Here is a 23,476-nt window from a genome sequence, read left to right on the forward strand (position 1 = left end):
CTTCAATATTTGTTATTAAAGTGCTGGTTAATCGTTTGACATGTATGAAGGAGGGCAGCCGCTAGCTTCTCTTCATTGCCATAAAAACGAATGGAGGGGAGCGGAATCGAGATAGCACTTAAATTTCCCATTCGATCAAAAATAACTGCGCCCACTGCACAAATTCCTTGAATATGCTCTTCCCTGGCAAAAGCTACTCCCTCTTTACGAACCACTTCTAATTCCTTTAACAGTTCATACCGGCTTGTAATTGTCTGATCATTGAACTGTTGCATGTCCAGCGGTATTAATTTCTCAACCTCTGCTATAGGTAAGGAGGCCAGTATCGCCTTTCCGTTTGCCGTGCAATGTAATGGAAAAGACGCACCAGGTTGTGAAGTTGCTTGCAATGGATGCGGTGCGATTATTTGATCCACAAAAAGCACCTTACTGTTATCTAAAACGGACAGGTCTACCGTTTCATTAACTTGACGTGATAGTTCTATTAAAAATGGCCTGACTTCTTCTCTTAAATCACTCTGGACCGCAGCCGCTAGCAACGCAATCTCTGGCCCAAGACAGAAACCTTCATTAGCGGAAGCTGCTGAAACTAACCTCTCCTGTTCAAGAGCAGTCACAATTCTTTGAACCGTCGATCTGGCCAGACCTACTTCTTTAGCAATTTTCGATAGGCTTAATCCTTTTGGATGGTCTCTAAGAGCCCTTAGTATTTTAGCCGCACGAGTGATCACTTGAATATTGGATGTTTTCGTTTGATCCTGTTTATCGTTGTTCAAAAATATGTACTCCTTCCTCCAATCTATTCATTCTATTATAACTGAAATTAGTCAAATGGCATCCAGTTTCTACAAAGGTGGTACTAATATCGTGTCACTGTCCATGCAAAAAAACCTATCACATACTGAATCTAATAGCGGATGTGATAGGTTTTTTTAAATTTTTTAATCTAATTGATAATAACTGCAAACCACTTGTCCAACAGCTTTAGCAGCTACTAGGAGTGCATCTTCATCGATATCAAATTTTGGATGATGATTGAAGTAAGGATTTTCTACTCCTTTTGGTGTGCATGCGATGTAAAAGAAGCAGGCAGGGAATTTTTCAGCATAATAAGCAAAGTCTTCGGATGGAGACATAGCCGGAAATTCTTTTACTTCTTTTATATCTTTATCATTTATGCTTCGTAAACTTTCTGCAACCATTGCCGTAAGCTCCGGGTTGTTGTATAAAGGTGGATAATCTGGGGCATAAGTAAGCTCACATGTTATGCCAAATTCTTCTTCAATTCCTCTTACAATCCGTTTAACTTCTTTCTCAATCGTTTCTTTTGTTTCTACAGTCATATAGCGAATATCGCCTTCAAGTTCGACGCTGTCCTTGATTACGTTGAATGTCCCTTTTCCATCAAAGGATCCGATTGTGATCACACCGACATCGAATGGACTTAATCTGCGGCTAACGATGGTTTGAGCAGCTGTAACAAAATGTGCAGCAGCAACAATGGCATCGTTAGCTAAATGAGGAGAGGAACCATGTCCACCTCTTCCTTGAACTTTCAATTTCATGTAAGCTCGTCCATTGAAGGAATACCCCGCATGATATCCTACAGTTCCCGCAGGTCCCATCGGTAACAAATGAATGCCATAAATGGCATCTAAGTCATCAATCAAGCCAGATTCGACAATACTTTTTGCCCCACCTGGCGGAACTTCTTCTGCATGTTGGTGAATGATTTTGATGGTACCTGGGATGGAGTCTTTTAATTGAATTAAGCAATCAGCCAAAACTAACAGGTAAGCCGTATGTCCGTCATGTCCGCACGCATGCATGACACCTTCATTCTTTGACTTAAACGGCACATCCGCTTCTTCTACAATTGGAAGTGCATCAAAGTCAGCACGAAGACCAATGGTTTTTCCAGGTCTTCCACCTTTAATCGTTACGATCATACCATAACCATTTCCAACATTCGTTTGTATGTCAACATCTTTCCCTTTATAAAAATCTGCAATATACTGAGCCGTTTTCTCCTCTTTAAAAGAGACCTCAGGATTTTCATGTAAATGGCGGCGGATTTTGATTATTTCTTCCTTACGTGATTCTAACATGCTCATTAATTCGCTTTTCATCATTTTCGTCTCCCCTTTTGATGGCAAAGAATGAAAGGAATCTCCATTCTATTCTTTCAATTAGTGACTTTCTGACGGTGTTGGTTTTGGTTTTGGTGTGCGTCTTGACTTTGTCGATGAAGCCTCTGAAGGTTTTCCTGCACTATTAGGAACCATAATCATAATCGATAGAATAGAAAGCACCCCAAAAATCACATTTACAATGATCCCAATGGATGCAGCAGTTTCAACACTTCCAGCCGCTGCAACTGAACTATAAACCGTTGCGGAAATGGCAACACCGAATGCTCCGCCTAGTGAGCTTGCCATTTTATAAATCCCAGCTGCTTCACCCACTTTGTTGGATGGGGCATTGGATACGGATGTATCTGTAGACGGCGTCGCATATACCCCAAGTCCAAGACCAAATAAGGCAAACCCAATGAATACGACAACGGTATAAGCAAAATCAGGCAAGAAGGTTAAACCCATAACCGCTACACCAACAGTCGTGATAACAGCGCCCCAAATCATTGGTAATTTCGCACCCATTCTTTGCAGGATTTTCTCTCCGACACGAATCATGCCAAGCACCGCCACTAAGTATCCAATGGATAGCATCCCTGACTGAAATGCAGTGAATCCTCGACCGACTTGAACATACGTATTTGCCACAACGAGCGTTCCGGCTACCGCATTTAACAAAAAGTTTGAGTATGTGGCACCTGCGTATGGTTTATTTTTAAATAAAGAGAAATCAATTAGTGCAATCTTTTTCCTTTTTTCAACTTTGAAGAAGACAATAGCTCCAATAATGGTAATAATGGCAGAGATGATGGAAGTTGGGCTTGTCCAGCCTAAGTCCGCACCAAATGTAATAAAAACGTTTAATGCGATCATGGTGACGATAAAGATAGCTAAACCACTATAATCGAATTTAAACTCACCGGTTCCTTCTGCTTTACTTTCAGGTGTATCTTTAATCAGCCACATGGCGAGAAGGGCAAATACAATAGAGAAGATAAAGATCCATCTCCATCCCATATAAGTTGCAATGGCACCACCTGCAAACGAACATACCCCTGAACCGCCCCAAGATCCAATGGACCAGTAACTAAGGGCACGTTGTCTATCTTTTCCATCAAAGTAAGCTTTCATTAAGGCAATCGTTGATGGCATAATTCAAGCTGCGGAAAGTCCTTGAATGATACGTCCGATAATTAACAATGTCGCTCCTTGCGCTAATACTAGGCAAAGGGAACCGACAACGCTTAAAATTAACCCGAGATAGGTAATTTTTTTGCGGCCAATTTTATCTGCGAGCCCACCAGCCGCTACGATAAACATTCCAGAAAATAAGGCTGTTAAGCTGATGGCTATATTCAATGTTCCGGATGTAATCCCCAAATCTTCTTGAACGGCCGGGACCACATTGACCATTGCTTGTGCAAAAAGCCAAAATGTGATAACGCCGAACACAATCCCTGTGATCATCTTATCTGTACCTTTATAATTTGTCTCCATGGTTAAACCCCCTACACTTTAATTAAGTTTGTATTCTCCTAATGAATGAACCTTAAAGCACTTAATAACTAACAGGAACACATGGTTGTGTTTCTATACCTTGATTATAAAAATTTAAGCGTATTTAAGTGAGTCAATTTTTATGTAAATCAACATAACAAAGTGTAAAATAATTAACCTGCAGTTTTATGAGGTAAAAATAATAGGGTCGATTTTTGCCATTCCCAACAAGGAAAGGGTCCACACCCGCCATCCTATATACATTTCAAGTGTATAAGGCCGCGGGGTTAGACCCTTTTAGGTTGTCCTCATTTCGATATTTATTGTATCAATCTTATCGATAGGTTTTTCGAATATCGAAAAAGTGAATAGCATTGCTTGTTAAATAGGAATAAAATGACCAATCATCTTCAATGGATTCATCGAAGATTTCTAAGGAAGGCCTGCTGGAATTAATAATATAATCAATAATTTCAGCATCCATACCATGCTTACTGTTCAAGTTCCACCATTTTGTATACAAAGCTCCATGATCTTTATCAAATACATGCTTGCGTATTTGATATTCCCCTTTAGGCATTCCAGTAATTGTTACGTGAATTTCTTTATTGAGTTTTTGAAGAAAGGTCTCTTCAACGGAGAAATACGGATTGATGATATTACAATTCATCAGAATCAATTGATATCCCCGCTCATTCTTTGTCATTACGTAATCCTGACCATGTGCAACAATCTCGCCATGTAGGCGTTTTAAAAACATCAATGCAAAATACGCTGGGCGTTTTCCGTTTAGATAATGGAATAATTCTACGCCATCCATTCGATATCGCTTATCTTTTCCTGCATCTTCATGTACGATGGTATTAATCCAGAGAGCAACTGTTTTCACGTCACTGGCTATATCTAAGACATTTTTCAAGACCAATGCTCCTCGAAAAAAAGTGCCGTTCGTATACCTAGTATTTCCAGACAACGTGTTCCATGATACGAGATGAAGCGGTTTTTCCATATTGTTCCTTTTTAAATAATACTTCATCTTATCGGTTTTTTCTTTAATATAATCCTTTGCTAAATCGAACTTAGTATCCGCCATTTCTTTAAAATCAATGACCTCATTTTGGTTAGCGTTATAACCGATAAAATCAATAGACACGCCATAATCTAGCTGCCATGCATGATTATCACTTGTCTTTTCTTTACGGAAAGAAAAAGGCATATACACTCCTACCTGAATGGAAGGGATAATTGTTTTCAATACTTCGTGAAGTTTTAAATACACCCTCTGAAGTTCTTTTGCTTCGACTCCAGTATAGTACGGCTCATAAAACATCACATGCCATTGCTTAATAAACAATTCTCCGTACAGTTGCAAACAATGTCTGATGAATTGACTGAGTTTTGTAAAATATCCCTCTTCATTTCTCGAAATATCCATATAATCGGCCCGTACAAACAAAGATAAATCATGCTTTTTCATGAATTCCAAAGCACTATCAATATTAAAATACGGAGATGTTGTCGGAATCTCTTCATCTGTCTCCACCTCAGGAGGAATGGCTGTATTGCTAAAAAGATGACGAACTCCGATATACCTTAATTGCAAATCCTTTTTCACATCTAGTACTTGAGATCGGACATCTTCTTTTAATAATTCAATAATTTCTCCAATATTAAGAATGTGATTAGGACAATTTAATTTCATTGCCACAGGTTTGGACAAGTTTACCGGCAACTTTTCATATCTTGTCTCTGAATGGGTATAGGGTTTTTGTTCATCTAAAATCATGCTGCTTAATTTTGCTACAATTTCTGGTGATTGGACAAGATTTGAAGCATCTTCTTTGCTATAGCTTTGAACGGAATCTTCTTTTTGTACAGGATGGCTCTCTCGATATACATGAGGGGTCATTCCGTACACTTCTTTAAAAAAAGTTGATAAAGACTTTGTATTTGGGAAGCCATTATTCATGGCGATTTGCGAAATGGAGTCAGACGTATAAAGCAAATCTTTCATACTATGCTTAAGCCTGATATTCATTAAAAAACGACTAAACCCCATCCCCATTTTCTGTTTAAAATAGCGGGATAGATAGCCTGTTGAAAGAAAAAATTTCTTAGCAATCTCCTCTAATGTAATCATCTGGTCATAGTTTTCTTCCATATAGTCAATGATTTGCGATAAACGCAGATCCCCGGTATCCATTTTCTCAAGAACACTGCCTTCTTCTTTAAAACTACGAATCAGGATAAGTAACATTTGACAGATATAGCTTTTCACCTCAATTCGATAGCTTTCATCTTGTCTATAATAACTAATCATCACATTTGCAAGTAGCTTGCGAATTGAAAAAATCATATCTTCTCTTCCCAGATCAATTTCTCTAGAATAGCAGTCAAATCGCCGATTTCGATAGTCCCCGTAATGATGGTCCATGAAGGCATCCGAAATGGTTAGTATCATTACCCTATTATTTTCACTCCCCTGGACCTGGTAAAGCTGATTACGATTAATGACAAGCAAATCATTTTCTACCATATGATAAAAGCGACTAGATGTTTCTATTAATAATTTACCACTAATTACCAGAATAAATTGAATCCCTTTATTTACTCTAGGAACTAGTAACTCAATATGTTGAAATGATATTTGAAAATCTGACAATGGATCCAACCCACTCACCCCTAACAAATGTGAACTGTCTTAGCGGACACTCCAATAGGCGAGTTTTCATTTATACAACCAGCTTGATTAATTCATCTTTTGCCTGGACTTTCCCATCTATGGCTGGGACAACATCAACATATTGATTGGTATTAGTGATGACTATAGGAGTTTTTACATCAAAGCCTGCAGCTTTAATTTTTTCAATGTCAAATTGAATTAGCAAATCGCCCTTTCTCACTTTATCCCATTGTTTTACTTGAGAAGTGAAAAATTGACCTTTTAAATTAATAGTATCAACCCCAATACAAATTAAGATTTCAGCCCCATCTTCTGATGTAATCCCAATGGCATGCTCGGTTGGAAATAGAGTGGTAACCGTTCCATCAACGGGTGAGATCACTTCGCCGTTTGTTGGTTCAATCGCAATTCCTTTACCTACCGTCTCAGTTGAAAAAAGCGGATCGCTAATTTCACTTAATGGAACAATTTCCCCGCTTAATGGACTTAAAATGGTTTCTCTCTTTACATTCGCTATTCCAAATTCTTTCACCGTTTTGGCAGGGACTGCGTCGCTTTTCCCTTCATATCCAAATACAAGTGTCAGAACCAATGCGATAACTAATGCCGTTAAAGTACCCGTTAAATATATTCCGATTGGTGTAAATACAGGAATCGACAAGAAACTTGGAAGAGCAAATGCCGTCCCTTTTACTTCAAGTGCCCCATTAATCGATCCGCCAATTGCTCCGGCTACTGCAACAAAAAGCATCGTTCGTTTGTAACGTACTAGGATACCGTATGTAAGGATTTCTGTTGTACCTGCCAAGGCACTAGGGATAAGCCCTGATGCAGCTAGCGTTTTCAAATTTTTATCTCTCGTTTTAAAGAACACCCCAAGACCCATCCCGATTTGAGCGAAAGGAGCAGCTGATATCATCGCGCTAAGCGGATCACCGCCAGTCGCAAGATTTGCAATAAATATTGGAATTATGGCCCAGTGGAGGCCTAATATAGTCAAGAATGACCATGCAGCTCCCATCACCGCTCCAGTTAACATTCCACTTTTTGAACTTAAAAATTTGATAACCACTGCTAAGGCCCCGCCCACATATGTACCAAAAGGACCAAATACGAGTACGGTTAAAGGAACAATCACCATTAATGAGATAAGTGGATTTAGAAACATTTGTAAGTCTTTATAAATTACTTTTTTCAAAAACTTATCTAATACGGAATATATGGAAACAGCCATTAATATTGGAAAAACGGTTGAAGAATAATTTGCTAATATAACAGGAATCCCTAAGAAATCTACGTTTTGAGCATTTGCTTCAACTAAACCCGTATAATGCGGTTCCAAAAGTGCTGCACCGATCGCACCACCAACATAGCCGTTGGCTCCCAGTTTTAAGGCTAATGTAATCCCTAGAAAAACGGGGAAGAAATAAAAAACAGCATGTCCAGCTGCAGAAAGAATGGCATAGGTTCCGCTTTTAGCAGATAACCATCCTAAGGTCGATAAAATGGATAATAAGGCTGAAATTAATCCGGATCCAGCAAGTACCCCTAAAATAGGCGCGAAACTTCCACTGATTGCTCCTAAAATTTTATTCATGACCGTTTCTTTTTTTTCTATAGAAGCATCATTCGTATTAATCGCATTCATTTTTTTGATCTCCTTGTTTGAAATTTTACCTTAGATAAAACGATTTTTTATAAGCAGAAACCTTATCTTATGATTTCCGAAAAGGTAGAATTCAAACGAAGATAACCCTTTTTTAAAAATTTTTTAAAATATATAAAAAAGCCTCTCATTACCAAACGAGAGGCTCAAATTTTAGCAGTTATTTATGGTACGGTTCACTGTAACTTATCAAAATGAAGTTAAAAATATTTGTTTTATTTTCTGAAACATTTACAGAAGTGGATCCTTTACTATGGTAGTAAAGGGGCAGGTTACTAAAAGAAAGAATGTGAATAATAAGCTAGTCCTCCTTTGAACTTGAATCTGTTTTAACACATAGCGTAAATTACTGTTAATTATCAAATTCTCTAGAAAGAACAATACAAAAGGTTACCTACATATACGGTGGTGATAGGCACTTATTTCAAAATGTCCTTCATCGACACGTTGAAGGACAGACTCCATTTTCAGTTTCAATTAAAACCATATTTCATGATACTACTGGGCTCTTTGAACTTTTCATAACGACCATTTTCCACTTGCCCCATGCCTTTTAGGATTTATGAACCTTTCATAGCGACCATTTTCCACTTGGCCCATGCCTTTTGGGATTTATGAACCTTTCATAGCGACCATTTTCCACTTGGCCCATGCCTTTTGGGATTTATGAACCTTTCATAGCGACCATTTTCCACTTGGCCCATGCCTTTTGGGCTTTATGAGCCCAGATTATTCAAAAAAACTGCCTCTATTTATGGTACGGTTCACCGCACATGTCTAAGTGGCGGTTTTTCTTATCATTCCTATATGTTTCACGTGGAACAGGCAAACGGAAATGTAATTGATCAATCACTCATTGCTATGTTTAGGCATAAAAATCATGGACTTAAATAGATCCCCATCAATTTGAATTACAAATTTCCCCTTTTGTGCATCAATCAGGCTTTTTGCAATGGATAGTCCCAGCCCGCTGCCTTGACTGGATCTAGATTCATCGCCTCTTTTAAAACGCTCCATTAATTCATCTGCTGAAATATTTAACTCATAAGACGAAATGTTCTTAAAGGTAAGCAAGGCTTCGTTACCTAAATCTTCAATATCAATATAGACCCTTGACCCTTTAAGAGCATATTTAAAAATATTGGATAATACGTTCTCAATCGATCTCCATAATAATTTTCCATCAGCTGCAATATAGACCTTTTTTACAGGTTGATTGAACTTAAATTCTAATTCCAGCTCGTTAATCTTTTCACCTACTTCTCCCAGCCCCTGGATGATTAACGAACCAATATCGATTCGCTCCAACTGTAGCGGAATGGTTCCGCTGGAGGCCTTTGCTGCTTCAAATAAATCATCTGTCAGGATTTTTAGTCTTTTAGATTTTTGATCCAGTACTTCCATATATTCTTCTATCTTTGATGGGTTCCTTTCTTTCTTCAATAGATCCACATAAGTGATAATGGATGTTAAAGGTGTACGTATGTCATGGGATACATTGGTGATGAGCTCCGATTTTAACCGCTCACTTTTCAGCTCGCTGTCCACAGCTTTTTTCAACCCATCTGTGATGCTATTAATATCAGCAGCAAGACTGGCAAACTCCCCCTTTTCACCAGCATCAATGCTGTGAGTAATATCTCCATCTTTTATTCTTTTTACCCCATCTCTAATAGCAATAAATGACTGGACTTTCTTTAAGGTAAACCAGGCAGCAATCCCTATGGTGACCGGGAACATAAAGAACGTTAAAGCAATCAATAGTGGATACCCAATTACAATGAGCACTGTCTTTACTCCGACACTTCCGCTATCATAAACATTTCTTACAAATTGAACCAGCCTAAAAATAATTTGATAGATTAAAGTATGCTTAAAGAACGTTCTATTCTTCATATGCCTCACTAGTGAGAATACGAACGAAAACACGGCTATAGAAATTGGGACTGTGATTAAAACTGCCCATTTGGAGACGTTTTGAATGCCCATCTCGGCAAGAATGGCAGCCCATAGCATCAATAGCACTAAACATAACAAGAGGTTTAAATCAACATATAATTTATCGACTGGATGCAGGTGAAGTTCCTCATCCTTAAAAAACTTTCTACCGCTCACAAGCATCAGATAGAAAAAGAATATAATAAATCCTGCTAAGAATCCTAGAAAATGATAAAAGGCTTTTGTAGCATTTACTTTATTTTCATTCCACGTATTTATTTTCGAATTTAAAAAATCCTTCGTAAAAGCAATATAAATCATATGGTTTTCTGGGCCCAAGTCATCTATTTGCACTGAAACCCAATCCAAGTATTTATTCGCTTCTACTTTTTTTGGATAGACCTCTGTTTTATATCCATCAAACATCATATAAGATGGATAGCTTTTAAATTGTTCCCTTTCATTCATCGTGCTGTTCGTAAATACATTTATGCCATCGCTTGCATAAAATAATGGATCTTTAACCCCTTTTATACTTTGCAACAGTAAATGGAATTCTCCTAAATCCCTCTTTATCAGCTTATCCTTTACCTGGGCTATTTTTTTAGCATTCTCCACTTTAAACTTTTCGTAGTTCTCCGCTTCACTAAGATTTGGATTATAATTTTTTGAATCCAACTGATAATCAGAAAATAAGTCCTGCACTTCGATTCTTAATTCTTCCTTACTAATAGTCCCGCCCTTTAAAATATGTTCTTCAGTTTTATATTCTCCCACCAGCCTCGTGAGGTCACTTACAAGCATTTCACTTTCCATTATATATGACTTACTTAGAAAGTAATTGTCCTCAAAAACGATTCCAATATCCCCATCATTCGCCACAACTAAATCGCCAATTGCCTTTACGGCACCTACAAACAAAGCAATCATGATGATAAAAACAATTAGTTTTGTTGTAATAGAATGACTAAATTTTTTCAACCTTATATCCAACTCCCCACACCACCTTTAAATATTTAGGTTCTTTCGGATTGATTTCTATTTTCTCTCTAATTTTTCTTATATGAACAGTTACTGTATTTTCCGGACTAAAGGATGGTTCATTCCATACCTTTTCATAAATCTCTTCGATGGAGAACACTCTTCCGGCGTTAGCAATCAGAAGTTTTAAGATCTTATATTGCACAGGTGTAAGATGGACCGCCTCTCCATCAACAGAGATGTTTTTGCTTTCATCATCAATCACGAGCCCTCCCGACCGATATACATGGCTCTTGGTTTCAAGACTACCCAATGTTGTATATCTTCTCAGCTGTGATTTAACTCTTGCGATCAGCTCCAAGGGATTAAAAGGCTTGGTTATGTAGTCATCTGCTCCTATATTTAATCCTAAAATTTTGTCGTAATCCTCAGATTTTGCTGAAAGCATAATCAATGGTATATTATTCTCTTCTCTAATTTTCATAGTCGCTCTTATTCCATCCATTTTAGGCATCATAATATCCATGATAATTAGATGAATCTCCTGATCACCTATAAGTTCAATCGCCTCTAGTCCGTTGGCAGCTTTGAAAATTGAAAAGCCTTCGTTTTCCAGGTAAATTCCGATTGCATCCACAATTGCCTGATCATCATCGCAAACCAATATGTTCATGTAAGCCACTCCTCTAAATTTATTGGAAATCCCAACTCCCCTTTATTATTTATTTTCATGTACTTTACATCTTTCGGCAAACATAAACAAAAGCTGGCGGGAACCGAATGCTGATGAAGTTAATAGTAACGGATATATCTTACGAATTTATGGATAGATTTCTTAAGAATTTCTTAACGTTTTTTAATAGGGGCGATGCTCAGTGAAATAAGGGCGCTGAAAAACAAAAAAAGCAGCCCTAAAGACTACTTTATCAGAAAAACTTTTATTTATATTTTCCTTAGTTACTTTTGAACAGGATTGGGACCAGGATCCAGTATAAATCATCAGGGATTTCCTCTAACTACTATTAAACATCCTTTTACGACTATCTTTTCTCCACATTTTCCTTCTACTCTTATTTTATTCTCCGCTTGTTTGATAGTCAGTGTTACTAGATCTCCCACATAAACAGGGGAGATAAAGGTAAATTCATACTGACTCAACAACACTTGAGGAATGAGAGATTCATTCGAAATTACACTTAACACTTTGGCCACTGTTAACATTCCATGGGCAATTTTATTAGTGAATCCTTGTTGCTTCGCCGCCTCCATATCTAAATGAATTGGATTGTAATCACCAGAAATGACAGCATATTGTTCAACGTCCTTTTCGGTAATTTGAAAAGTTATCATATTCATGACAAACCACCCAAAATCAAATCAGATATTCCTTCAAAACAAAGTTTTCCATCCCTATTATATAAATATAGCGTTTGTTTAATAAAAGTAAGGTTTTGACGTTGAAATTGATCTGTAACTTCAACTATCGCTCTATAGACCTCATCAATATACATTCTCTGATGCTGGATACATTTCTGTTTTCGATGAATAATAGGATGTTGCAGCTCCCATGGGGGGGCAATCCATTTATAAGCCATCATTGGCATTGTTGGATGAAGAGGAATCGTTTCGAAACCATAGTCTTTTGCCCTCTCCGAACTCTGATAGATAGGATTTCGATCACCAATCACTTGGACAATTTGTTGCACATCTTCTTTTTTAAAAATAATCTCATGTTCCTTAGTTTTCATGTTACCACCTCGAATAGGACCGCTACTCCGACTCCTCCACCACTCCCAATCGCGGCTAGTACATATTTAATATCCTTTCGTCTTTGTACTTCGTAGAAAAGCCTCGTGATCATGATACTTCCCGAAGCCCCATAAGGATGTCCTATCGTTAAAGCACCTCCGCCCACATTTAACTTGTCATAAGAAATAGAAAGTTCTTTTGTACAGGCAACAATCTTAGAGGAGAAAGCTTCGTTTATTTCAATTAGGTCAATATCCTCAATGGATAACTGGTTTCTTTTTATTAAGTCTTGAATAGCCGGAATAGGGGCTTCTCCTGGATAATTCGGAAGTACACCTGAGACTTCACTATCCAAAAATCGTAAAATAGGCTGGAATCCATTATTTAATGCCATGTTTTCTTCCATGACAAGTACAGCTGAAGCCCCGTCATGTATCCCACAACTGTTCGCTGCAGTAACCGTACCGTTCTTTTTAAATATTGGCTTCATCCTATTTAAAAGTACTTCCATCTTTCTTTTCCTAAAAAATTCTTCATCTTGGTGGAGATCTCCAATTTGAATGATCTCTTGATTAAAATATCCTTTTTCGTAAGCTTCCCAGCTACGTTTATAACTTAAAAGCGCATATTCATCCTGCATTTCCTTTGAAATAGCATATTTTTCAGCCACATATTCTGCTGCAACGCCCATATCTGGATCGCCAATTTTTTCAGGAGAAAATCTTGCTCTAGCTGGAAACGGAGAGGTACTCGTACTTTCTACACCACCAGCGATATAACAACAGCCAGCTCCGCCTTGGACAAAATAACATGCCATTCGAATCGCCTCTAACCCTGCACTACATTGACGGTCAATTGTGATTCCCGGTACAGAAAGAGGAAGTCCTGCTTCTAATGCAGCAACTCGAGCTACGTTTCCGCCTGGTCCAACTACATTTCCCAAAATGATGTCTTCTATCTTTTCCTCCAATCCATTCGCTAAATGTTGGAGGATAGGAGCTGCAAGCTCATGTGGCTGAATATCTCGTAAGATTCCACCCATTTTTCCAATTGGTGTTCGTTTCGCTTCAACAATTACCGCTCTTTTAATCATTGACCACCTTTTTTTCCATTCGTTTTATTAGCTCAGCACGAGCTATCTTGCCACTCGTTGTATATGGCATTTCAGATAGAAAAAACCACTTACGTGGAATTTTGTAAGAAGATAAATGTGTCTTACAAAATCTTTTTAACTCTAATTGGCTACCCTTTCCTTTCACTACCGCAGCAACAACCTGACCCCAATACGAATCTGATAGGCCTATTACAGCAACTTCTTCGACATCTGGATGTAAGGAAATCACTTTTTCTATTTCTTCAGGAAAAATATTTATTCCTCCATATAAAATCATATTTTGTTCACGACCTACAATATATAAAAAGCCATCCTCGTCAAAATACCCCATATCATGGACTGTGGCCCAGCCCCCTTCATCTTGAATAGAATGAATAGACCTTCCAGCATGATCCAAGTACCCATTTATCATCAATTTACTTCTTACATATATTTTTCCGGTCTCATTTGGCTTTGCTAATTCCTGATCTGGACGCCGTATTTGTACCTCTACACCATAACAAGGCTTTCCGACAGTTGTAGCCTTCTGAATACCTTCACTATCAGGAAGTACAGTAATGAAACTCAATTCACTAGCCCCATAAAACTCGTACATAGTCATGTTAGGAATCATATTACGAATTTCTAATTTCGATTTATCCGACCATTTGGCACCAGATGAAATAATTTTTATAGACTTATCAACTTGAATTCCTTCTTTCAAGAATGCTTCTACCATTGTCGGAACTACATATATCGTTGTAATTGGAAAGGAATGTATCCATGATAGTCCTTCAATAGGAGAGAACTTTTCTAATAGATAGACGGTTCCACCTAAATACAAAGTGCTAATGGCTCCATACAGAAAATGAGAATGGGTTAAGGCTCCAGAAATAAGAACATGATCGGATTCATCTAACCCGAAATCAAAACGATTGCAATCAAAGCTAGCCACCCACGAATCTTGCGAGCGAACAAATGCTTTTGGTTTTCCGGTTGTACCAGATGTAAATCCAATGTAAAAAGGCAGATTTCCTTCCGTTTTCAATACAGTTGTAGGATCGAACTGAGAGATTTCCTGTAAACTATCATCCAAAATCATTACATTAGGAATACTTTGTTCGATTTGAGAGTAAATTTCTCTAGTTGTGACAATGATAGAAGGATGTGAAAGTATCACCCTTTTTTCCAATTCGGTTATCTTCCATTTCAAATCATATGGAACAGCAATCCAACCTGCCTTGGAGGCTCCTGCAAAGAGCTGTAGGAAAGGGATACCGTTCGGCAAAAGGATTCCAATAGTTTTATTTTCTGAATGAAGAGAATGAAGCCAGTTCGCTGTTTGATTGATTAATTCATACCATTCTTGATAACTGATTTGTTGATGATTCGTATGGATTGCGATTTTGTCTGGGGATAATTTTGCGAAAGTCTTATATGATTCTGTAATATTTCCCATGATATATCTCCTCTATAAAAAAGAGACACATTCTGGTGCCTCTTAAGATTTAGATATTTTTAGATAAATAATTGGAATAACTTGTTGCTAATGCGCGTGAAAAAACTGGGTGTTTTCTTAGTCTGTAAACTAAAATAGAAGCTAGTATGGCTTTTAAGACATCCCCTGGGATATAAATTAAACTTAACTGAACAGCTTTTAAAAGAGGAATGCCCATCATAAATGCTTGAACAGGAATTCCAATTAAATAGATTAATAGAATACCGACTGTCAGATTAATAAATAAAATATGTTGTATTTTTAAAGTTTGAAAACGTGATAGTAGATAACCAATACAGAAAGCCGTAATAGGCCATGAAATTATATAACCAACACTTGGTCCGACAAATACACTTAGTCCACCTCTTCCTCCAGATAGAAGAGGCATTCCAGCAGCGAGAAGTAATAAAAAGATTGTTTGGCTCATCGCCCCTAATCTTGCTCCCAATACCCCTCCCGCAAGAAGGACACCTAGAGTTTGTAATGTAATGGGAACTGGTGTAAAAGAAAGCATAATAGGCGGAACTACTCCTAGAGCACCCATGACAGCGGCAAACACTGCTACAAAGGTAATTTCTTTAATTTTCATTCTTATCTCTCCCCAATAATCAATATGTACTATTTACAACTATGATAATAATGAATCTCAAATTAAATGTCAACCTAGTTTTAAATATGGTTAACATTTAAAACATTATTATTCAAAATAGTATGGATTTGTTGATATGGTTATGTCTAAGCAACTGGGAGCGGACGACTTTATTCAAAAGCCCTTCCATTTTGATGTTCTCATTGCAAAAATACAGGCTATTCTTCGCCGAGTATATAATTACAATAATAAACCAATCTTACTTAAAACATGGTATGGTGCAACAGTCGATTATGAGAAAAATACTGTCACAAATGACTCAGGTTCGGTAGAGCTAACAAAGAACGAAATTTTTATCTTAAAACTGCTTATTGAACAAAGAAATAAGATCGTTAGTCGAGAAGAGTTGATAAAAAGCTTATGGGATGATGAGCGCTTTGTGAGTGATAATACCTTAACTGTCAATGTTAATCGTTTACGAAAAAAACTGGATGAGCTTGGTTTAGGACAATTTATTGAAACAAAAGTTGGTCAAGGTTATATCGCTAAAGAAGAGGCTGGTTTTAGATGATTCAAAAATATTTAATTGAAAGGCGCAGCTGGATTATTCTCTTTTTATTTCTACAATTTCTAATCATCGTTGTCTCTTATTTTGATCCAACAATACCGTTAATGTCTATCGTCTATATTGTTTTTATATCAATGATTATTTTCATCATCTTTTTAATCATCCGATACAATAAGGAAACAAACTTTTACAAAAGTGTAGAGACTTGGGAAAATAGTCTTGATTTAACGAGTATCTCAAATGCAGAGAGTCCTTTTGAAGTAATTATCGAGAATAGTGTTACGAACCAGACTGAATGGTTGAAACAGATTGCTTCCCATAATTTGATGTCCTTAGAGCAGGAGAAAGATGAATTATTATCGTGGATTCATGAAGTAAAAACACCGTTAACAGCTATGAGATTAATGATTGATCGACTAGACAATGGAACAATGAAATCGAATTTAATTTATGAATGGTTAAGAATTCATCTACTACTTGACCAGCAGCTTTATCAGAAACGTATACCATTTATAGAAAATGATTTATATATAGAGGTTACAGATATAAAAGTCTTAATAACTAAGGAAATTAAAGATTTACAATCTTGGTGTATTCAAAAAGGAATTGGCTTTGATTTACATACCGAGGTTAAAGAAGTCCTTAGCGATGCCAAATGGCTAGTGTTTATCATCAGACAACTTTTAACAAACGCCATAAAATATAGCGAGGCATCCGATATCATCATTAAAACTTACCAAAAAAATGAACAAACCATCCTTGAGGTAGAGGACTTTGGACGCGGCATTGACCCAAAGGATCTGCCGCGCATATTTGATAAGGGCTTTACATCAACTGCAAAACATCAAGATAATGCGGCAACAGGCATGGGATTATATCTAGCAAAAAAAGCAGCAAAGCCATTATTAATCAAGATAGACGTACATTCAAAACTAGGAGTTGGAACCACTTTTACTTTAATCTTTCCGAAAAGAAATCAATTCCTTCATATTTCAGGCATGTGACAAAATTGTCACATGCCTTTATTTTTTGTATCGTCAATCGAAGGAAATGAAGTACAAAGCCTTTTATAATAAAACTATCAAATCAAGGGGTGTGTGGAAATGTACATTTTAGAAGCAACAAAAATTCATAAAAGCTATGGGAATAAATTTAACAAACAAGAAGTACTGAAGGGTCTAGATGTTAGCATTAAAAAAGGGGAATTTGTGAGTATCATGGGTGCCTCGGGTTCAGGGAAAACAACCTTACTTAATATTCTTTCCTCAATTGATAAAGTTAGTAGCGGGACAATTTATATCGAAGGAAAAGAAATGACAGCTATGAAAGAAAAGCAATTAGCAGAATTCCGAAAAAATCATTTAGGTTTTATTTTTCAAGAATATAACTTATTAGATACCCTAACAGTCAAAGAAAATATTCTATTACCATTATCGATTACAAAAACGTCCAAGAGAGAAGCAGATGAGAAATTTAATACATTGGCTAAAGAGCTCGGCATTAATGATCTAAAAGATAAATATCCAAATGAAGTTTCCGGTGGTCAAAAACAACGTACATCTGCAGCTCGAGCCTTTATTCATGAACCAAGCATTATTTTCGCTGACGAACCAACTGGGGCACTTGATTCAAAATCAGCTTCCGATTTGTTAAACAAACTAAGCGATTTAAATCAAAAACGAAATGCCACTATACTAATGGTCACTCATGATGCAGTCGCAGCCAGCTATTGCAACCGGGTCATATTTATTAAGGATGGTCAAATTTATACTCAATTAACGAAGGGTGAAGAATCGAGACAGGATTTCTTTCATGACATCATGAAAACACAAGGTGTATTGGGCGGGGTGCAAAATGAGCATTAATCATCTCATCCTACAAAATTTGAAAAAGAATGTAAAAAATTATTATCTCTATGTTTTTGCCCTAGTTTTTACAGTGGCACTGTATTTTGCCTTTGTCACACTGCAATTTGATCCTGCAATGAATGCAACAAAAGGTTCAATTAAAGGGGCAGCTGCAATCAAGACAGCATCCGTCTTACTCATTGCGATTGTCTCCATTTTTCTTTTATACGCCAATAACATTTTTATTAAACGACGCAGTAAAGAAATTGGTTTATTTCAGTTAATAGGAATGACAAAAAGCAGAATCTTTCGCATTCTTACACTTGAAAATTTTATTCTATATTTCGGTTCCTTATTTATTGGAATCTTTATCGGGTTTTCGATTTCAAAATTAATCATGATGATCTTATTTAAAATTACCGGTGTTGAGGACGTCGCCACATTAAGATTTTCAACAGAAGCATTGATTCAAACTGTTGTTGTTTTTACTATAATCTATTTTTTTATCATGTTGATAAATTTTTTATTTATTAAAAGACAAAGTATCTTATCTCTATTTAGAGTTCTTTCATCGACTGAAGAAAAAGTAAAAAAAGTGTCCATTTTTGAAATGATCTACGGAATTATAGGCATCTTATTGATCCTTTTAGGCTATTATATTTCATCTAAATTATTTGGTGGCGACTTTACAACAATGACTGAACTATTCTTAGCCATGGTCTTCATTTTAGCCTCCGTTATTATCGGGACTTATCTTTTTTACAAAGGATCTGTTCGATTTATCTTTTATGTTATACGAAAAAAGAAAGATGGTTATTTAACTATTAATGAAGTATTGTCTCTTTCATCCATCATGTTTCGGATGAAATCAAATGCTTTATTATTAACCATTATTACGACTGTATCTGCACTTGCTATCGGCTTGTTATCCTTAAGCTATATTTCACACTACTCAGCAGAAAGATTAACCCAAAATAATGTAGTAGCTGACTTTTCAATTACAAATAAACAAGATGCTGAAAATTTCAAAGAAGCATTAGAAGTAAATGAAATTAAGTATAACGAAAAAATGATTGATGTCATTCAGGTAAATGCAAACATAGAAAAAATAGCTGAATCAAAATTAGAGGATATGAATTCTGATCCAAGGAATATGACTATTCCGGTCATCAGTGACAAGGACGCCAATAGTGTTAATTTATCTGCAGGGGAAACCCTTTTTACAGGTTATAATGATTTACTACAAAAATTTATGCCACTAAAAAGTTCAGGTCAAATAGAATTAAAAGGGAAAAATGAAGTGATACCTCAAAAATATTTAGGCTTAAGGAAGGAATACATCGTATCATACTATTTTACAAGCGGTGGATTACCCGTAGCAATTGTGGACGAAACTATTTTTGAGCGATTAAAAAAAGATATTAACCTAGAAATTCAAAAAGAATCGACTCTTTATATTGGAATTGTTTTGCAAGATGAAGGTAATTTGGAAGAAGCGAATGATCTTTTTCAAAATATGACTTTTAATGGTAAAAATGATTCACGTCTAGAAATGAGCAATGATCAGCAAAGAAACATGGGACTTATCATGTTTATCGTTGGCTTTTTAGGATTAACCTTTTTAGTTACATCTGGTTGTATTTTATACTTTAAACAAATGGATGAGAGCGAAGAAGAAAAACCAAATTATACGATATTAAGAAAGCTTGGATTCACACAAGGGGATTTGTTAAGAGGCATTCAAGCAAAGCAAATCTTTAATTTCGGTATCCCTTTAGTCATTGGCTTAGCCCATAGTTATTTTGCAGTAAAATCTGGTTGGTTCATGTTTGGTACTGAATTATGGACACCGATGATTATGGTCATGTTATTATATACCGCATTATACTCCATTTTCGGTATACTATCCGTACTCTATTACAAAAAAGTAATAAAAGAAGCACTTTAATAATAGAAAATGATAAAGCTCCAGTCTAATATGGCTGGAGCCAAATTTATAATGATCTCATAATTTTTAAGCTTTTACATTCAGCTGTTAAAAATCTCATTTACTTATGGTACGGTTCACCCCGATTAATCCGAAACGCTCTATATATCTGCTCAACGAGTATGAGCCTCATCAATTGGTGGGGGAAGGTCATCCGCGAAAAAGAAAGCTGCTCATTGGATCTTTTTATCACTTCGTCACTCAAGCCCAATGACCCGCCGATCACAAAGGCAATCTTACTTTTTCCATAGGTAGCTAGCTTATCTAGTGAATCAGCAAGTTCCTCGGACGAGCCTAATTTCCCTTGAATCGCTAAGGCAATTACGTATGTATCTTGGCTAATCTTTGCTAAAATTCTTTCGCCTTCTTTTTGCTTTACCTGCACCATTTCCAACTCACTTAATATTTCAGGTGCTTTTTCATCGGCAACTTCAATGACATCAACTTTTGCATAGGCAGTCAGGCGTTTTAAATACTCCTCAATACCCTGTTTTAAATATTTCTCTTTCAATTTACCAACCGTAACAATTGAGATATTCACAATCCACAGCCCTTTACAACTTGATTACAAACAGCTTACAAACAAGATATCCACAGAAGTTATCCACATATTCACAATTTTTATCCACATCTTGTATGGAATCATTTGTTCGCCACAACATATGTAGCCGTATTTTGACAATATTCACAGTTTGTTGATAAGTTATCCACATCTATTTTCGACAAAACGGGAAAAGTCTCAAAATCATCCACAATCGTATCTAAGGCTATATCCACATGTTCCTCACAGCAATAAATCATTTTCTACTTCACCTTTCCTACACTTATTCATTTCATTAAAGCTATTGTTTACTTTATATCATCCTGTCATACGAAATAACTCAATAACTTATACATCATAACACAAATAAAAACAGGAAAGTGAACGGTTCACTTTCCTGTTTTACCCACGCTTTTATTGAGTTGTTTCTGCTGCTAATCTTAATGTCGTTTGCTTCAACTTACCTTCACGGTAATATTTAATCTCCAATTGCTCGCCAATTTTCTTTTTCTCGTACAAATGTTTCCGAAGATCAATGACGTCGTTAATTTTTTGCCCATCCATCTCAACGATGACATCCAACTCTTGCAAGCCTGCTTGAGCGGCTGGCGAATTTGGTACGACTTGTCGTAAGGCTACACCATAATTGATTGATCGAGGCAATTTCAACGCTTCTTCTTGATAGTAGGCTGGAATTTCAGAGACTGATTTTAAATCCACTCCCATATATGGACGTTTAACCGTTCCAAACTTTTCAAGAGCATCGATAATTGGCCGGGCCGAATTGATTGGGATGGATAATCCAATTCCTTCAACTGCATTTTGCGCAATTTTCATTGAGTTAATTCCAACTAGCTGGCCGGTAATATTAATTAAGGCACCGCCGCTGTTTCCTGGATTAATGGCCGCATCGGTTTGCAGTACTTCTGCATTCCAATCGATTAATCCATCCTGATTAATATCAACCGGAATCGTCCGCTTAAGTCCAGAGATAATTCCTTGTGTGACCGAACCTGAAAAGGTTGCGCCCAGAGGGTTCCCAATCGCGATAACAGGTTCACCCATTTTTAAACTATCGGAATCACCAAATTCAGCTACCTTTTTTATCTTGTCCGCATCGACCTCGAGGACAGCCAAATCAGTCCAGACATCACTGCCGAGCAGCTTAGCAGGGATCTTTGTACCGTCGATCAAGCTTACTTCCAGCTTTGTCGCCCCTTCAACCACATGATGGTTTGTGACAACGAAAGCTTTACCTCCAGCCTTCTTATAGACAACTCCAGAGCCTGTTCCAGCGGCTTCTTCCTCTGAATCGGCTTGATCATCTGACCAAAAGCTGGTGGACTGGATATTATTAATTCCGACAACCGCATCAGCTGCTTTTTCAACTGCCTTCGTTGTATTTGTGTTCACATCATAGGAAACCTGTTTTTGGATGATATTCTGATCATTATTATTGTTAGTTGATTCTACTGCATTGTTTTCATTTGTATCAATTTGGTAGGGGAGGAATCCACGATTGGATAAGGCTGGAATAGCAATGATTACTAAAATGGCACCAAGTATCGCACCAACTACGCTGGCTAGGAAAACTCCACCCCTGTTTCCTTTCTGTTCCCTGAAGCGGTTTTGTGAATGATCATCATAATAACCCACTTTACATCATTCCTCACTTTCCGAAAAGATTGCTACCGTTTATTTTGGCTTATAATTACAATTATACTCGTTCATCTATAAATTACTAAATAATTACCTTGTATTAATAAAAACTTACGACTTTGTTCATAGTTTTTTCATAAATAATGGCCTGTTGATTTGCGCTCCAAGCGCTTCGCTTCAATCAACATAGCCAATAAAAAAAGAATGAAGTGCCTATAAAAAGGCTCTTCATTCTTTTAAAATGCTTACACAGCCGTTAAGGCAGTCGGGATTTTCGGGTCTGTATCGTAAAGGCCAAATTGTTCGCCAACAATCAGCCCACGCTCCTGAAGGGTCTGTGTTACCGCCATTTTTGCTAAGTCCTTCATGTTATTATCCATGCTTAAATGGGCAAGATAAATTCGCTTGGTTTGATCGCCAACCACATCACTCATCGCAAAGGCTGCGTCCTCATTGGAAACATGGCCCACATCACTTAAAATTCTTCGTTTAATATTCCATGGGTATCTGCCCATCCGCAGCATTTGAACATCATGGTTGGATTCAAAAATATACACATCTGCATTGGAGATGGTCCCCTTCATCCTGTCACTGACATAGCCTGTATCCGTGATTAAGACAAGTTTTTTCCCTCCATGATGAAAAACGTAAAACATGGGTTCTGCTGCATCATGTGATACCCCGAATGATTCAATATCAACAGCACCAAAGCTCTTCACTGTTTCCATATTGAAAACAAACTTTTGCTCCGTTGGAATCGCGCCGACCGAGTGTTCCATCGCCCGCCATGTTTTTTCATTCGCGTATACAGGCAACTGATATTTACGGGCGAGAACCCCAATGCCTTTAATATGGTCACTGTGTTCATGCGTGACAAATATTCCGGAAAGTTTACTAATATCACGGTCAATTTGTCCAAACAGTGCCTCCATTTGCTTACCACTAAACCCAGCATCAACTAGAAACGAATGTTCATCAGACTCCACATAAAGGGCGTTTCCCGTACTCCCGCTTGCAAGAATGCTATAACCTAAAGACATGCTAT

Annotated in this window: 18 protein-coding genes and 2 pseudogenes; 4 read left to right on the forward strand and 16 right to left on the reverse strand. The window is 37.1% G+C overall.

The genetic code is table 11. From position 1 onward, the window contains the following. Positions 1 to 2: 2 nt before the first annotated feature. From CCK98_RS00465 to CCK98_RS00520, 12 genes and pseudogenes are all read right to left on the reverse strand, one after another. Entirely contained in the window at positions 3 to 776 is a 774-nt protein-coding gene (locus CCK98_RS00465) for an IclR family transcriptional regulator (RefSeq protein ID WP_088084841.1), read from the reverse strand. A gap of 165 nt (positions 777 to 941) precedes the next feature. Further along, entirely contained in the window at positions 942 to 2,129 is a 1,188-nt protein-coding gene (locus tag CCK98_RS00470) for an amidohydrolase (RefSeq protein WP_088090239.1), read from the reverse strand. A 60-nt stretch (positions 2,130 to 2,189) separates the two neighbouring features. Then, a pseudogene (locus CCK98_RS00475) lies at positions 2,190 to 3,632 on the reverse strand (MFS transporter). 334 nt (positions 3,633 to 3,966) lie between these two features. After that, a complete protein-coding gene (locus tag CCK98_RS00480) occupies positions 3,967 to 6,303 on the reverse strand; it encodes a helix-turn-helix domain-containing protein (RefSeq protein ID WP_218780138.1) in 2,337 nt (778 codons plus the stop codon). Positions 6,304 to 6,364: 61 nt separating this feature from the next. Then, positions 6,365 to 7,963 (reverse strand): glucose PTS transporter subunit IIA, encoded by a 1,599-nt coding sequence (locus CCK98_RS00485; RefSeq protein WP_088084842.1) that lies wholly within the window; start codon positions 7,961 to 7,963, stop codon positions 6,365 to 6,367. A gap of 867 nt (positions 7,964 to 8,830) precedes the next feature. Beyond that, positions 8,831 to 10,900 carry a HAMP domain-containing sensor histidine kinase gene (locus CCK98_RS00490; RefSeq protein ID WP_256942220.1) on the reverse strand — a complete coding sequence of 690 codons (2,070 nt, stop codon included), beginning with the start codon at positions 10,898 to 10,900 and terminating at the stop codon, positions 8,831 to 8,833. Beyond that, a complete protein-coding gene (locus CCK98_RS00495; protein ID WP_088084844.1) occupies positions 10,887 to 11,573 on the reverse strand; it encodes a response regulator transcription factor in 687 nt (228 codons plus the stop codon). The genes CCK98_RS00490 and CCK98_RS00495 overlap by 14 nt, the downstream gene beginning before the upstream one ends. A 326-nt stretch (positions 11,574 to 11,899) precedes the next feature. Then, entirely contained in the window at positions 11,900 to 12,256 is a 357-nt protein-coding gene (locus CCK98_RS00500) for a MaoC/PaaZ C-terminal domain-containing protein (protein ID WP_088084845.1), read from the reverse strand. Continuing rightward, positions 12,253 to 12,648 carry a MaoC family dehydratase gene (locus CCK98_RS00505; protein WP_088084846.1) on the reverse strand — a complete coding sequence of 132 codons (396 nt, stop codon included), beginning with the start codon at positions 12,646 to 12,648 and terminating at the stop codon, positions 12,253 to 12,255. The genes CCK98_RS00500 and CCK98_RS00505 overlap by 4 nt, the downstream gene beginning before the upstream one ends. After that, positions 12,645 to 13,739: an acetyl-CoA C-acyltransferase gene (locus CCK98_RS00510; RefSeq protein ID WP_179195990.1), complete on the reverse strand. Its 1,095-nt coding sequence runs from the start codon at positions 13,737 to 13,739 to the stop codon at positions 12,645 to 12,647. The genes CCK98_RS00505 and CCK98_RS00510 overlap by 4 nt, the downstream gene beginning before the upstream one ends. Then, positions 13,735 to 15,201 carry an AMP-binding protein gene (locus CCK98_RS00515; protein WP_088084848.1) on the reverse strand — a complete coding sequence of 489 codons (1,467 nt, stop codon included), beginning with the start codon at positions 15,199 to 15,201 and terminating at the stop codon, positions 13,735 to 13,737. Before CCK98_RS00515 ends, CCK98_RS00510 begins: the two co-directional genes overlap by 5 nt. 49 nt (positions 15,202 to 15,250) lie before the next feature. Next, positions 15,251 to 15,829 (reverse strand): biotin transporter BioY, encoded by a 579-nt coding sequence (locus CCK98_RS00520; protein WP_088084849.1) that lies wholly within the window; start codon positions 15,827 to 15,829, stop codon positions 15,251 to 15,253. A gap of 133 nt (positions 15,830 to 15,962) precedes the next feature. Here CCK98_RS00520 and CCK98_RS00525 point away from each other — a divergent pair. The 4 genes and pseudogenes from CCK98_RS00525 to CCK98_RS00540 all read left to right on the forward strand — a co-directional run. Further along, positions 15,963 to 16,400 (forward strand): annotated as a pseudogene (locus CCK98_RS00525) (response regulator transcription factor); the annotation flags it as partial. Beyond that, a complete protein-coding gene (locus tag CCK98_RS00530; protein ID WP_088084850.1) occupies positions 16,397 to 17,401 on the forward strand; it encodes a sensor histidine kinase in 1,005 nt (334 codons plus the stop codon). The pseudogene CCK98_RS00525 and the gene CCK98_RS00530, both read left to right, overlap by 4 nt. 99 nt (positions 17,402 to 17,500) lie before the next feature. Next, a complete protein-coding gene (locus tag CCK98_RS00535) occupies positions 17,501 to 18,262 on the forward strand; it encodes an ABC transporter ATP-binding protein (protein ID WP_088084851.1) in 762 nt (253 codons plus the stop codon). After that, positions 18,252 to 20,192 carry an ABC transporter permease gene (locus CCK98_RS00540; protein WP_088084852.1) on the forward strand — a complete coding sequence of 647 codons (1,941 nt, stop codon included), beginning with the start codon at positions 18,252 to 18,254 and terminating at the stop codon, positions 20,190 to 20,192. Before CCK98_RS00535 ends, CCK98_RS00540 begins: the two co-directional genes overlap by 11 nt. Positions 20,193 to 20,292: 100 nt before the next feature. Here CCK98_RS00540 and rlmH read toward each other — a convergent pair whose 3' ends face one another. The 4 genes from rlmH to CCK98_RS00560 form a co-directional block, all read right to left on the reverse strand. Continuing rightward, entirely contained in the window at positions 20,293 to 20,772 is a 480-nt protein-coding gene (gene rlmH / locus CCK98_RS00545; RefSeq protein WP_088084853.1) for a 23S rRNA (pseudouridine(1915)-N(3))-methyltransferase RlmH, read from the reverse strand. A 101-nt stretch (positions 20,773 to 20,873) separates the two neighbouring features. After that, positions 20,874 to 21,032, reverse strand: coding sequence for a CxxH/CxxC protein (locus tag CCK98_RS00550; RefSeq protein WP_088084854.1), 159 nt, complete (start codon positions 21,030 to 21,032; stop codon positions 20,874 to 20,876). 154 nt (positions 21,033 to 21,186) lie between these two features. Then, entirely contained in the window at positions 21,187 to 22,428 is a 1,242-nt protein-coding gene (locus CCK98_RS00555; RefSeq protein ID WP_088084855.1) for a S1C family serine protease, read from the reverse strand. Positions 22,429 to 22,676: 248 nt separating this feature from the next. Continuing rightward, positions 22,677 to 23,471 (reverse strand): MBL fold metallo-hydrolase, encoded by a 795-nt coding sequence (locus tag CCK98_RS00560; protein WP_088084856.1) that lies wholly within the window; start codon positions 23,469 to 23,471, stop codon positions 22,677 to 22,679. Between the last annotated feature and the right edge of the window lie 5 nt (positions 23,472 to 23,476).

The organism is Bacillus sp. OV166 (genome assembly GCF_900177675.1).
GTDB lineage: Bacteria > Bacillota > Bacilli > Bacillales > Cytobacillaceae > Neobacillus.

Excerpts from the sequence above, each read along its gene's own strand:
- CCK98_RS00495 (WP_088084844.1), bottom strand. The coding sequence starts at position 11,573 with ATGAACATATTGGTTTGCGATGATGATCAGGCAATTGTGGATGCAATC.
- CCK98_RS00485 (WP_088084842.1), bottom strand. The coding sequence starts at position 7,963 with ATGAATGCGATTAATACGAATGATGCTTCTATAGAAAAAAAAGAAACG.
- CCK98_RS00500 (WP_088084845.1), bottom strand. The coding sequence starts at position 12,256 with ATGAATATGATAACTTTTCAAATTACCGAAAAGGACGTTGAACAATAT.
- CCK98_RS00560 (WP_088084856.1), bottom strand. The coding sequence starts at position 23,471 with ATGTCTTTAGGTTATAGCATTCTTGCAAGCGGGAGTACGGGAAACGCC.
- CCK98_RS00550 (WP_088084854.1), bottom strand. The coding sequence starts at position 21,032 with ATGATTTATTGCTGTGAGGAACATGTGGATATAGCCTTAGATACGATT.
- CCK98_RS00530 (WP_088084850.1), top strand. The coding sequence starts at position 16,397 with ATGATTCAAAAATATTTAATTGAAAGGCGCAGCTGGATTATTCTCTTT.
- CCK98_RS00535 (WP_088084851.1), top strand. The coding sequence starts at position 17,501 with ATGTACATTTTAGAAGCAACAAAAATTCATAAAAGCTATGGGAATAAA.
- CCK98_RS00505 (WP_088084846.1), bottom strand. The coding sequence starts at position 12,648 with ATGAAAACTAAGGAACATGAGATTATTTTTAAAAAAGAAGATGTGCAA.
- CCK98_RS00515 (WP_088084848.1), bottom strand. The coding sequence starts at position 15,201 with ATGGGAAATATTACAGAATCATATAAGACTTTCGCAAAATTATCCCCA.
- CCK98_RS00470 (WP_088090239.1), bottom strand. The coding sequence starts at position 2,129 with ATGAAAAGCGAATTAATGAGCATGTTAGAATCACGTAAGGAAGAAATA.
- CCK98_RS00520 (WP_088084849.1), bottom strand. The coding sequence starts at position 15,829 with ATGAAAATTAAAGAAATTACCTTTGTAGCAGTGTTTGCCGCTGTCATG.
- CCK98_RS00540 (WP_088084852.1), top strand. The coding sequence starts at position 18,252 with ATGAGCATTAATCATCTCATCCTACAAAATTTGAAAAAGAATGTAAAA.